The sequence below is a fragment of the Tenacibaculum sediminilitoris genome, from assembly GCF_964513795.1.
GTDB classification, from domain to species: domain Bacteria; phylum Bacteroidota; class Bacteroidia; order Flavobacteriales; family Flavobacteriaceae; genus Polaribacter; species Polaribacter sediminilitoris.
Window position 1 is genome coordinate 21,848 of sequence record NZ_CAZEQR010000015.1, and the last position, 12,235, is coordinate 34,082.

General features: G+C 34.9%; 15 protein-coding genes. All 15 read left to right on the forward strand.

Features of this window, described 5'->3' with window-relative positions:
* Positions 1-21 precede the first annotated feature (21 nt).
* The gene (locus tag ACKTSW_RS06185) at positions 22-1,191 is read left to right on the forward strand and encodes an O-succinylhomoserine sulfhydrylase (RefSeq protein WP_408024408.1); all 1,170 of its coding nucleotides are present in this window, start codon (positions 22-24) and stop codon (positions 1,189-1,191) included.
* A 23-nt stretch (positions 1,192-1,214) separates the two neighbouring features.
* Positions 1,215-1,622: an RrF2 family transcriptional regulator gene (locus ACKTSW_RS06190; protein WP_408024409.1), complete on the forward strand. Its 408-nt coding sequence runs from the start codon at positions 1,215-1,217 to the stop codon at positions 1,620-1,622.
* A 116-nt stretch (positions 1,623-1,738) separates the two neighbouring features.
* Complete coding sequence (locus ACKTSW_RS06195; RefSeq protein ID WP_408024410.1) at positions 1,739-1,993, forward strand: DUF2061 domain-containing protein; 255 nt, start codon at positions 1,739-1,741, stop codon at positions 1,991-1,993.
* Positions 1,994-2,004: 11 nt separating this feature from the next.
* On the forward strand, positions 2,005-2,613 hold the full coding sequence (locus tag ACKTSW_RS06200; RefSeq protein WP_408024423.1) for a phosphoadenosine phosphosulfate reductase domain-containing protein: 609 nt from the start codon (positions 2,005-2,007) through the stop codon (positions 2,611-2,613).
* An 11-nt stretch (positions 2,614-2,624) separates the two neighbouring features.
* A complete protein-coding gene (gene cysD / locus ACKTSW_RS06205) occupies positions 2,625-3,530 on the forward strand; it encodes a sulfate adenylyltransferase subunit CysD (protein WP_408024411.1) in 906 nt (301 codons plus the stop codon).
* A 76-nt stretch (positions 3,531-3,606) separates the two neighbouring features.
* Complete coding sequence (locus ACKTSW_RS06210; RefSeq protein ID WP_408024412.1) at positions 3,607-4,854, forward strand: sulfate adenylyltransferase subunit 1; 1,248 nt, start codon at positions 3,607-3,609, stop codon at positions 4,852-4,854.
* 12 nt (positions 4,855-4,866) lie between these two features.
* Complete coding sequence (locus ACKTSW_RS06215) at positions 4,867-5,217, forward strand: 4Fe-4S dicluster domain-containing protein (protein ID WP_408024413.1); 351 nt, start codon at positions 4,867-4,869, stop codon at positions 5,215-5,217.
* Positions 5,218-5,252: 35 nt separating this feature from the next.
* Entirely contained in the window at positions 5,253-7,355 is a 2,103-nt protein-coding gene (locus ACKTSW_RS06220; RefSeq protein ID WP_408024414.1) for a HEPN domain-containing protein, read from the forward strand.
* A 15-nt stretch (positions 7,356-7,370) separates the two neighbouring features.
* On the forward strand, positions 7,371-8,138 hold the full coding sequence (gene cobA / locus ACKTSW_RS06225) for a uroporphyrinogen-III C-methyltransferase (protein ID WP_408024415.1): 768 nt from the start codon (positions 7,371-7,373) through the stop codon (positions 8,136-8,138).
* Positions 8,138-8,713 (forward strand): precorrin-2 dehydrogenase/sirohydrochlorin ferrochelatase family protein, encoded by a 576-nt coding sequence (locus tag ACKTSW_RS06230; RefSeq protein WP_408024416.1) that lies wholly within the window; start codon positions 8,138-8,140, stop codon positions 8,711-8,713. Before cobA ends, ACKTSW_RS06230 begins: the two co-directional genes overlap by 1 nt.
* Positions 8,714-8,720: 7 nt before the next feature.
* On the forward strand, positions 8,721-9,776 hold the full coding sequence (locus tag ACKTSW_RS06235; RefSeq protein WP_408024417.1) for an NAD(P)/FAD-dependent oxidoreductase: 1,056 nt from the start codon (positions 8,721-8,723) through the stop codon (positions 9,774-9,776).
* A gap of 135 nt (positions 9,777-9,911) precedes the next feature.
* Positions 9,912-10,247: a 2Fe-2S iron-sulfur cluster-binding family protein gene (locus ACKTSW_RS06240; RefSeq protein WP_408024418.1), complete on the forward strand. Its 336-nt coding sequence runs from the start codon at positions 9,912-9,914 to the stop codon at positions 10,245-10,247.
* A gap of 23 nt (positions 10,248-10,270) precedes the next feature.
* Positions 10,271-11,014: a serine O-acetyltransferase EpsC gene (gene epsC, locus ACKTSW_RS06245; protein WP_408024419.1), complete on the forward strand. Its 744-nt coding sequence runs from the start codon at positions 10,271-10,273 to the stop codon at positions 11,012-11,014.
* 19 nt (positions 11,015-11,033) lie between these two features.
* Complete coding sequence (gene cysM / locus ACKTSW_RS06250) at positions 11,034-11,918, forward strand: cysteine synthase CysM (RefSeq protein ID WP_408024420.1); 885 nt, start codon at positions 11,034-11,036, stop codon at positions 11,916-11,918.
* A gap of 167 nt (positions 11,919-12,085) precedes the next feature.
* Positions 12,086-12,235 (forward strand): transposase (locus ACKTSW_RS06255; RefSeq protein ID WP_408024270.1); only part of this gene is annotated, 150 nt, incomplete at its 3' end.

Consider the following 12,235-nt stretch of genomic DNA (forward strand, 5'->3'; position numbering starts at 1 on the left):
GTCTAACATCTAAAAAAAAATATGAGTCAACAACATTTTGAAACCCAAGCCATACGAACGCAAACAGAACGTTCACAATTTTCAGAGCATTCAACACCTCTATACCTAACATCAAGTTTTGTATTTGATGATGCTGAAGATATGCGAGCATCGTTTGCAGAAGAAAAGGAGAAGAATTTATACAGTCGATTCTCAAATCCGAATACCACAGAATTTGTCAATAAAATAGTGGCTATGGAAGGTGCAGAAGCAGGGTATGCTTTTGCAACAGGTATGGCAGCGGTGTTTTCAACTTTTGGTGCGTTGTTAAATGCAGGAGATCATATTGTGTCGTGTCGTTCTGTTTTTGGTTCAACACATAGTTTGTTTACCAAATATTTACCTAAGTGGAATATTGAAACGAGTTATTTTAAAATTACCGAAGCTGATAAAATAGAGAGCTTAATTCAACCAAATACTAAAATTTTATATGCTGAAACACCAACAAACCCAGCGGTTGATATTTTAGATTTAGAATTGTTAGGAAGTATTGCAAAGAAGCATAACTTATTATTGGTGATAGATAATTGTTTTGCAACTCCTTATTTACAAAACCCAATTAAGTTTGGAGCAGATTTGGTCATTCACTCAGCAACAAAGCTAATAGATGGTCAAGGACGAGTTTTAGGAGGAGTGACAGTAGGAAAAGAAGAGTTGATAAGAGAAATTTATTTGTTCTCGAGAAATACAGGTCCTGCTATGTCACCATTCAATGCTTGGGTGTTGTCTAAAAGTTTAGAAACTTTATCAATTAGAGTAGAAAAACACTGTGAAAATGCCTTAAAAATAGCACAGTTCTTAGAAGAACATCCAAAAGTAAACTTGGTAAAATATCCGTTTTTAAAATCCCACCCTCAGTATAAAACCGCTAAAAACCAAATGCGATTAGGCGGTAATATTGTCGCTTTTGAAATAAAGGGAGGAGTTGAGGCAGGACGTAAGTTTTTAAATAGTATTCAATTATGTTCATTATCAGCAAATTTAGGAGATACTAGAACTATTGTAACACATCCAGCATCTACAACACATAGTAAATTAAGTGAAGAAGACAGGTTAGAAGTAGGAATTACAGATGGTTTAGTACGATGTTCGGTGGGATTAGAAAATGTAGCAGATGTAATTAACGATTTAAATCAAGCATTAAATAATTAGGAAGTAAAGCATATATTTGTAATATGCTTTCTAAGAAAACAAAATACGGAATTAAGGCGCTTACTTTCATTGCTAAGCAAGAAAAGGGCACTATGGTACAAATAGCTACCATTTCAGAAAAGGAAAACATTTCGCATAAGTTTTTAGAAAGCATATTACTTACCTTACGAAAATCAGGAATTTTAGGAGCAAAAAAAGGAAAAGGCGGAGGTTATTATTTACTAAAGCCAGCCAATGAAATTAAAATGACTGATGTTATTAGAACACTAGAAGGACCCATTGCTATGGTACCCTGTGTTAGTTTGAATTATTATGAAAAATGTGATGACTGTCCAGATGAGGAAGCATGCTCAGTACACAAACTAATGATTCAAGTAAGAGATAATACGCTACAAGTACTTCGTAATAATACACTTGCAGATTTAGTGTAGTATTAACAAATTGTAAAATTCAAATATTTTTTTAATTTATCCTTGGAGAATTAAAAAGCATATGTATATTTGCTGACTTAAAACCTAGTATTCCGATAGGGTAAAGGTATTTTAAAATGATTGCAGAACAAATAGTAGAAAATAAAACGAATTATAGAGACGATAAACTATCTGAAAAACCAGTAAGAAGTGTAGTGAAATCAATAAGTTGGAGAGTAGTAGGAACCATAGATACTATATTAATTTCATGGATAGTTACAGGTCAAATAAAAACAGCTTTTTCAATTGGAGCGATTGAATTAGTAACTAAAATGCTATTGTATTTTTTTCACGAAAGAGCTTGGAACAATATTAAATGGGGCAAAAAATGAGTATAGAAACAATGAATTTAGAAGAAGTAAATAAAGCGTTGAAAAACAAATCTCCAAAAGAGATTATTGCTTGGGCATTGTTACAAGCTAATAAGGCGGTTGTGACCACAAATTTTCGACCTTATGAAGGAGCCATCTTACATGTAGTATCGTCTGTAAAGAATAGTATAGATGTAATTTGGTGCGATACAGGTTATAATACTCCACAAACCTATAAGCATGCTGAAGAGTTAATTGAAAAACTACAGTTAAACATTCAGTTGTATGTTCCTAAACAAACGGTAGCACACAGAAATATCACTTTAGGATTACCAACAGTTGATGATCCTAAACATGCTGTATTTACTGAACAAGTGAAGTTAGAACCTTTCAAAAGAGCAATGAACGAACACAAACCAGATATTTGGTTTACGAACTTAAGAAAAGGACAAACAGCCTTTAGAGATAGTATTGATATAGTTTCAAAAAGTAAAGCTGGAGTATTAAAAGTGAGTCCGTTTTACCATTGGTCAGATGAGGAATTAGATGCTTATTTAGAAGAACACCAATTACCAAACGAGTTTAAATACTTTGACCCAACAAAAGTAGAAAGTAACAGAGAATGTGGTTTACATATTTAAAGAACATGATTATGAATACACAAACTATACAAGTAGGAGCTTTAGAGAGCGAAGCCATATATATATTAAGAGAAGTAGTTGCGCAATTTGAAAAACCGGTGTTACTGTTTTCTGGAGGTAAAGATAGTATCACACTGGTGCGACTTGCTCAAAAAGCATTTTATCCAGCAAAAATTCCGTTCCCTTTATTACATATTGATACAGGACATAACTTTCCTGAAACGATTGAATTTAGAGATCGATTAGTTAAAGAATTAGGAGTTGAGTTAATTGTTCGTCAAGTACAAGATAATATTGATGCTGGTAAAGTAAAAGAAGAAACAGGAAAATATGCAAGCCGAAACATGTTACAAACCGAAACGTTATTAGATGCCATAGAAGAATTTGGTTTCGATGCATGTATCGGGGGAGCGCGTAGAGATGAAGAAAAGGCGAGAGCCAAAGAACGTATTTTTTCAGTACGAGATGATTTCGGTCAATGGGATGAAAAGAACCAACGTCCGGAGTTGTTCGATATGTTAAATGGAAGAATCGATCTTGGACAGAATGTACGAGTTTTTCCAATTTCTAACTGGACAGAATTAGATGTATGGTCGTATATACAACAAGAACAAATTGAAATTCCATCCATTTATTTCGCACATAAAAGAGCCACTTTTATTAGAGACGGACTAATTTGGTCTGCAAATGATGAAGTTGTGTATCGAGAAGAGGAAGAAGAAGTACAAGAGCGTATGATTCGTTTTAGAACAGTAGGAGATATGAGTTGCACAGCAGCAGTTTTGTCAGATGCGATAGATATTAATACCGTGGTTGATGAAATTAGAGAATCAACCATTTCAGAAAGAGGTGCAAGAATCGATGATAAACGCTCTGAAGCAGCAATGGAAAAACGAAAACAACAAGGATATTTTTAAAAAAACTAGTATTTAGTAAAGGGTAATGAGAAAAAACACTCAAAACTCAATACTAATCACTCAATACTAAAACAACATGAACGTAATAAAAATAGCAACAGCAGGAAGTGTAGATGACGGAAAAAGTACACTAATAGGGCGAATTTTATACGACACAAAATCATTAACCCAAGATAAACTAGAAGCCATAGAAGAAAAAAGTAAGCAACGTGGGTTTGATTACTTAGATTTTTCTCTAGCGACAGATGGGCTAGTAGCAGAACGTGAGCAAGGAATTACTATAGACGTAGCACACATATATTTTTCGACACCCAAAACAAGTTTTATCATAGCAGATACTCCTGGACACATTGAGTATACTAGAAACATGGTAACTGGAGCTTCAAACTCACAAGCTTCTATCATTTTGGTAGATGCGAGAAACGGAGTAGTAGAACAAACTTACCGTCATTTTTTTATCAATAATTTATTGAGAGTAAAAGATATAGTAGTGGCTGTAAATAAAATGGATTTAGTTGATTTTTCAGAAGAAAAATTCAATCAGATTAAAGGAGAAATAGAGTATCTAGCTAAGAAGAGCGACTATCAAAATCAAAATATCACATTCATACCTCTTTCAGCTTTAAAAGGAGATAATGTTGTGAAGTCTTCAGAAAACACCCCTTGGTATAAAGGAGAAACATTATTGAATCACCTTGAAAACTTGGGGTCTGAAGATACGCAAGAAGTATCAAAAGCACGTTTCCCTGTGCAAACAGTTATTCGCCCAAAAACAGACGAATATCACGATTTCAGAGGATATGCAGGGAAATTGTATGGAGGTGATTTAGCAGTAGGAGATAGCGTAACGGTATTACCATCAGCAACAAAATCTACTATAAAAAGTATTCAGTTTTTTGATAAAGAATATGCAAAAGCAAAAAGGGGAAGCTCTGTAAACATCACCTTAGAAGACAATGTAAACGTAAGTAGAGGAGATATGTTGGTGAAAACAGGAGAAGAACCTTCTGTGGTAAAACAGTTAGAGGCTACTATTTGTTGGATGGATAAAACACCATTACAAGCTTCACAGAAGTATTACATCAAACATGGAGTAAACGATGTGCAAGCAAAAATAACAGAGCTTACAACTTTAATTCGTACCGATTTTTCTGGAAAAGAAGAAACTCCATCTCAATTATCACTAAACGAAATTGGAGAAGTGAGTTTAAAAGTAAGCAAGCCATTGTTTGTTGACTCATATGCCAAAAATAAAGCAAACGGAGCGTTTATAATCATCAATCCAAAAACCAATACCACATCAGGAGTTGGTTTTATCAAGTAAATAATAAAAGTTATGGCAATAATCATTACAGATGAGTGCATCAACTGTGGAGCTTGCGAACCTGAATGCCCAAATACAGCCATTTATGAAGGAGCAAGTGACTGGAAATATAGTGAAGGAACCTCATTACAAGGAAATGTAACTTTACTAGACGGAACTTCGATAAATGCAGACGAAGACAATGAGCCAGTATCAGACGAGTACTATTTTATAGTGCCTGATAAATGTACAGAATGTAAAGGATTTCATGAAGAACCGCAATGTGCAGCAGTATGTCCGGTAGATTGTTGTGTACCAGATGATGCACATGTAGAAATAGAAGAGCAATTGTTAGCAAAGCAAAAGTTCTTACATAACCAATAACAATGCTTTTACAAGCAAATAAGGAGTAAAACCACATGCAAAGTTTTAGATCAGAAATAGAAAACCCTTTAGTAGAAAAGGATATCCTAGAGTTAGAACGTAAAATATGTTTGTTTAACGAAGGAAAAATAGATGAAGAACGTTTTAGAAGCTTACGTTTAGCCAGAGGAATTTACGGGCAACGTCAGTTTGGGGTACAAATGATTCGTATAAAATTGCCGTATGGTAAAGTTACAAGTGAACAATTACACAGAATAGCAGATGTTTCTGATGAGTATTCAAGAGGGCGTTTGCATATTACCACACGTCAAGATATTCAAATTCACCACGTAAGTTTAGACAGAACCCCTGAGTTATGGGCACGGTTAGAGAAAGACGATATTACGTTGCGTGAAGCATGTGGTAATGCAGTACGTAATGTAACGGCTTCAGAAACCGCAGGAATAGATCCGAAAGAACCATTTGATGTAACACCGTATGCACATGCAACCTTTCAATTTTTCTTGCGCAACCCAATTTGTCAGGAAATGGGGAGAAAATTCAAAATGTCTTTTTCTGCTACGGAAGAAGATACCGCGTTGAGTTTTATTCACGATTTAGGGTTTATCGCTAAAACGAAAACAGTTGATGGTAAAGAGGTAAAAGGATTCAAGGTATTATTAGCTGGAGGATTAGGTTCACAACCGCGTCATGCCGATGTAATTTATGACTTTTTGGAAGCAGAATTACTAATTCCTACTATTGAAGGAGTGTTACGTGTATTTGACCGTTATGGAGAACGTGCAAAAAGAGCCAAAGCTCGTTTAAAATTCTTAGTGAAAGATTTAGGTGTAGATGCTTTCTTAGAATTAATAGCTGCTGAAAGAGCCGCATTAGCATATAAAACATATCCGATAGATACTGCCGATTTTGAACAAGACATTGTTTTTGAAACCAACGAAGTTCCATCTGTAGTAATTGAAGATGAAGAAGCGTATCAAAACTGGAAAACAACGAATGCCTTCAAACAAAAGCAAGATGGGTTATACGCGATAGGTATCAAAGTACATTTAGGAGATTTTTATACCGATAAAGCACGTTTGTTAGCAGATTTAATCAAAAAATTCGGAGCAAATGAGTTACGTTTTACGCTACGTCAAAACATCTTGATTCGTCATGTAAGAGAAGAGTTTTTACCATTTTTCTACACAGAATTACAAAAATTAGGTTTTGCAGACGCAGGATATAATAGTTTGAATGATATCACTGCATGTCCGGGAACGGATACGTGTAACCTAGGTATTGCTAGTAGTACAGGAATTGCAGCAGAGTTAGAACGTGTGTTAAAAGTAGAATATCCACAGTATGTAAATAACAAAGACATCACTATTAAAATTAGTGGATGTATGAATGCTTGTGGACAACACAACATGGCACACATTGGTTTTCAAGGAATGTCAATAAAAGTAGGGAAGTTATTAGCACCTGCTTTACAAGTATTAGTTGGAGGAGGAGTTTTAGGTGGCGGAAATGGTCGTTTTGCAGACAAGTTGATTAAAATCCCAAGTAAAAGAGGACCAGAATCTTTACGAATCTTATTAAATGACTTCGAAAGCCATAAACAAGTAGCCGAAGACTTTATAAGCTATTATGATAGACAAGGAAAAACATATTTCTATGAGTTGTTAAAAGAATTATCAGACACTACCAATTTAACAGAAGATGATTTTATTGATTGGGGACACGATAAAAACTATGTAAAAGCCATAGGAGTAGGAGAATGTGCAGGAGTGGTGATAGACTTAGTAGCAACCTTATTGTTTGAAAGTGAAGAAAAGCTAGAAAATGCTTCACAAGCCTTGAATAATCAACAATGGTCAGATAGTATTTACCACGCTTATGCAGCTATGGTTAACACTGCCAAAGCCTTGTTAACAGCAGAAGGAGCAAAAACCAATACACAAGCAGGAATCATTACCAATTTTGATGAACTGTTTGTAGCAACAAATAAAATAGAATTATCAAATTCATTTGCAGAATTGATTTATCAGATTAATAAGAATGAACCTACGGAGGCTTTTGCAAAAAAGTATTTAGCAGCAGCAGCATCATTTTATAAAACAATTGATGCTTACCGAAAAGTAGCCGTAGAAAGTTAAAAAAAGGAGAGTCCAATGAAAAATCAACCGAAATTAACCGTAGTAGGTGCAGGGCCAGGAGACACTGATTTAATCACCTTAAAAGCCATTAAAGCATTAGAACAAGCCGATGTGGTATTGTACGATGCATTAGTGAACAACGAACTGTTAGGATACGTAAATCCGAATGCAGAATTAATTTTCGTAGGAAAAAGAAGAGGATGTTATCGATATCAACAAGAACAAATAAATGAGTTGATTGTTGCGAGAGGATTTTCTCACGGACATGTAGTGCGTTTAAAAGGAGGTGATCCATTCATTTTTGGTAGAGGAGCAGAAGAAATGGAATATGCTGCAAAACACGGATTAGAGGTTGCTGTAGTACCAGGGATTTCTTCATCGTTAGCGGTACCAGCTTATCAGAATATCCCGTTGACAAAAAGAGGAAGTTCAGAAAGTTTTTGGGTCATTACAGGAACTACAAAACAACACCAATTATCAAATGATGTTGCCTTGGCAGCAAAATCGAGTGCGACGGTTGTTATTTTAATGGGAATGGGTAAGCTCTCTGAAATCATTCATCTTTTTAAAGAAGAAGGAAAGAACGAATTACCAGTTGCTATTATTCAAAATGGAACAACTCCTGAAGAAAAAATAGGAATTGGTACCGTAGATACGATAGAAGAAGTAGTGGCTAAAAACAACTTGAGTAATCCTGCTATTATTCTGTTAGGAGATGTGGTAAATCACAGACAGCAATTACTACAAGTACAACAAGAAGTAGCTTTAAAAGAAGTGGTATAATGGAAGAAAGAAATAATCTATATCCTATCTTTTTAAAAACAGCAAGCTTGGAAGTTCTAATAATTGGCGGAGGATTTGTAGCAGAAGAAAAGTTACGATTTTTATTAAAATCGAGTCCAGATGCTAAGGTAACCATGGTAGCTCCTTTTTTTAGAGATGAAACTGTTGCCATTGCTCAAAAAAGCAACGTAGAAATGCTAACAGATAGCTATAGAGATACCTATTTACAAGGAAAACATTTGGTAATTGCGACTACCAATATTCCTGAGGTAAATATACAGGTGTATAAAGATTGTAGGAGCCAAAATAAATTGGTGAATGTAGCGGATAATCCACCATACTGTGATTTTTATATGGGTGGAATTGTAACCAAAGGAAACGTAAAAGTAGCTATTTCAACCAATGGAAAATCGCCAACAACTGCTAAAAGATTGCGTCAGTTTTTTGAAGAAGTAATTCCAGAAGACATCAATCAATTAGTACAAAATTTAAATAGTTATAGAAAAACTATCAAAGGGAACTTTGAACAAAAAGTAGAAACATTAAATAAGCTAACTGAGAGTTTAGTGAAATAGAGTAGAAATGATACAAACAGATATATTAATTATTGGAGCGGGTCCAACAGGACTATTCACTGTTTTTGAAGCAGGGTTATTAAAATTACGTTGTCATTTAATTGACGCCTTACCACAACCAGGAGGGCAATGTTCAGAAATTTATCCAAAGAAGCCTATTTACGATATTCCAGCATATCCAGAGATCTTAGCAGGAGATTTAACTAAGAACTTAATGGAACAAATCAAGCAGTTTGAACCAGGATTTACCTTAGGTGAGCGTGCAGATACTATTAAAAAGCAAGATGATGGAACGTTCATTGTAACCACTAATAAAGGAACAAAACACCAAGCACCTGTTGTAGCTATTGCAGGAGGACTGGGAAGTTTTGAACCTCGTAAACCTATCATTCCAAATATTATCGATTTTGAAGATAAGGGAGTAGAGTATATGATTAAAGAACCAGAATTGTATCGAGACAAAGATGTAGTAATTGCTGGAGGTGGAGATTCTGCTTTAGATTGGTCTATTTTCTTAACAGATGTAGCAAAATCGGTGACCTTAATTCACAGAAGAAATGAGTTTAGAGGAGCGTTAGACTCTGTAGAAAAAGTACAAGAATTAAAGAATTTAGGTAAGATTAATTTAATCACACCTGCTGAGGTTAAAGCAGTGTTAGGAAAAGAACGTGTAACAGGAGTGGTAGTAGAGCAAACAGGTAAAGAACCATTCATTATAGATACAGATCATTTTATTCCACTATTTGGATTGGCACCAAAATTAGGACCTATTGCCAATTGGGGATTAGAAATAGAGAAGAATGCGATTAAAGTAAACAATGCTTTAGACTATCAAACGAACGTAGAAGGTATTTATGCCATTGGTGATGTAAATACTTATCCAGGAAAGCTAAAGCTAATTTTATGTGGATTTCACGAGGCAACGTTAATGTGTCAAAGTGCATATAAACGCATCCATCCAGATAAAAAATATGTGATGAAGTATACTACTGTTGGAGGCGTAGATGGTTTTGATGGTACTAGAAAAGAAGCACCAAAAGCCGTAGTAAAAGCAATTAAATAGAAGGTTTTTAGGATGAGAGTAGTTAGGGGTTGGCATATAGGTTTATTATAATTATTTGTTTCAAATAATTATACTCTTCACAATAAAACTAAAATAGCCTACCTAACTACTGATTCCTTTAAGAAATTGTTACAAATGGATAATCAAGACATCAATATAAAAATAACAGACCGTGATGGTGTAATGCATGAGGTAGTTGCTCCGACAGATATGGCAATGAACTTAATGGAAGTTGTTCGGTCATACGAATTAGCTCCTGAAGGAACTATTGGAATCTGTGGAGGAATGGCGATGTGTGCCTCTTGTCAATGTTATGTAAAATCGAACCATGAATTGCCAGAAATGAACGATGATGAAGATGCAATGTTAGCAGAAGCATTTCATGTAGAAGAAAATAGCCGATTAGGATGCCAGATTCATATAACTTCTGAATTAGAAGGTCTTGAAGTTGAGTTAGCTCCTGAAAGTTAGTTATTTTTGTAAAAAATTAGTAAATGCAATTCAAACAATACGATTTATCATTAAAAGATGATGTAGAAGTTTTTACCAAACAATTATTTTATGCGTTGTTTAATGATGTATGTCAAGAAAAAGCAAATCATTTAAAAGAAAAATTTGTAAAAATATTTAATGGTTTAGCGATTAAAAATGCTTCGGAAGCATGGGCTGTATACCAACAAACATTTTGTGGAATACGAGAAAAGTTAGATTTAGATGCCAAAGCATTTGAAAAAACTGATCCAGCCTGTAAAAGTTTAGGAGAAGTGTATTTAGCTTATCCTGGGTTTCATGCTATTGCTGTATACCGATTGAGTCATGAATTGTACAAAATAGAAATTCCGATTTTACCAAGAATGATGAGTGAATATGCTCATGGATTAACAGGAACAGACATACACCCTGGAGCAACCATTGGTGATTCGCTTTTTATAGACCATGCTACGGGAATTGTCATTGGAGAAACCACGATTATTAAAGAAAACGTAAAAATATATCAAGGAGTTACCTTAGGAGGAATTCAAGTAAAAAAAGAATTAGCTTCCACAAAAAGGCATCCAACCATTGAAAATAATGTAACCATTTATGCCAACGCAACTATCTTAGGAGGAGATGTAGTAATAGGTAGCGATAGTATTATTGGCGCCAATGTTTGTGTAATTACTTCTGTACCCGAAGGATCTATTGTAACCTATGAGTCAGAAAATAAAATAACCACAAGAAAATCCTATGTTAAATGATGTAGGTACCAAATCAACCATGAAAACTAAAACGATAATAGATACTATAGGAAATACACCACTAATTGAAGTTTCTAACATCATTCAAAAAGAAGGGGTGAAGCTATTGCTAAAATTAGAAGGAAATAATCCTGGAGGAAGTGTAAAAGATAGAGCAGCTTACAATATGATTGCGGAAGCTATCAGAAGAAAAAATATTCGTCCTGGAAATTATTTAGTAGAAGCAACGAGTGGAAATACAGGAATCGCTTTAGCACTCATGGCAAAAATATTAGGCGTAAACATGGTATTGGTAATGCCAGAAAACTCTACCGAAGAACGTGTAAAAACCATGCGTGCGTATGGAGCTGAGGTTATTTTAACATCTGCCGAAAAAGGAATCGAAGGTTCAAGAGATATGGCAATGGAATTACGTTATAAAAAAGGCTATTTTATGCTCAATCAGTTTGAAAATACTGATAACTGGAAAGCACACTATAAAACCACAGGCCCTGAAATTTGGAACGATACTGAAGGAGCAATAACTCATTTTGTCTCAGCGATGGGAACTACAGGAACCATTATGGGAGTTTCTACTTATTTAAAAGAGCAAAATCCTGAAGTGCAAATTATCGGAGCACAACCGAAAGATGGAGCTAAAATTCCAGGGATTCGTAAGTGGACACCAGCCTACCAACCAAAATTCTTCAACAAAAGCAAGGTAGATCAGGTGATTGAACTAGACGAAAACGACGCTAAAAACATGACAAGAAAGTTAGCGCGAGAAGAAGGTGTTTTTGCAGGAATGAGTAGTGGAGGAGCAGTACATGCAGCCTTAGAAATAGCCCAAACCATTGAAAAAGGGGTAATCGTAGCTGTAATTTGCGACAGAGGTGATCGTTATTTGTCTTCGGATTTGTTTTAGTAGACAGTTTTTACTTATTTTATAATACAGAAATTCCCGTATAAGTACGGGAATTTTAGTATTTAAACAAACAATTTTCTATTAAAAAGTTAGTAAGAGTGTAGGCTTCCCCAAAAACAGGACAGTTATAAATTCGAATTTACTAACTTTAAATTCAAACTGTCATTATGAAAATCAGCAAATTTAGCGAGAGTCAAATCATTAAGGCTCTCAAGGAGAATGAACAAGGAAGATCTGTAGGAGATTTATCCAGAGAATTAGGTATTGATAAGAGTACATTTTATTACTGGCGCAAGAAATACGGCGGCATGGAAAAG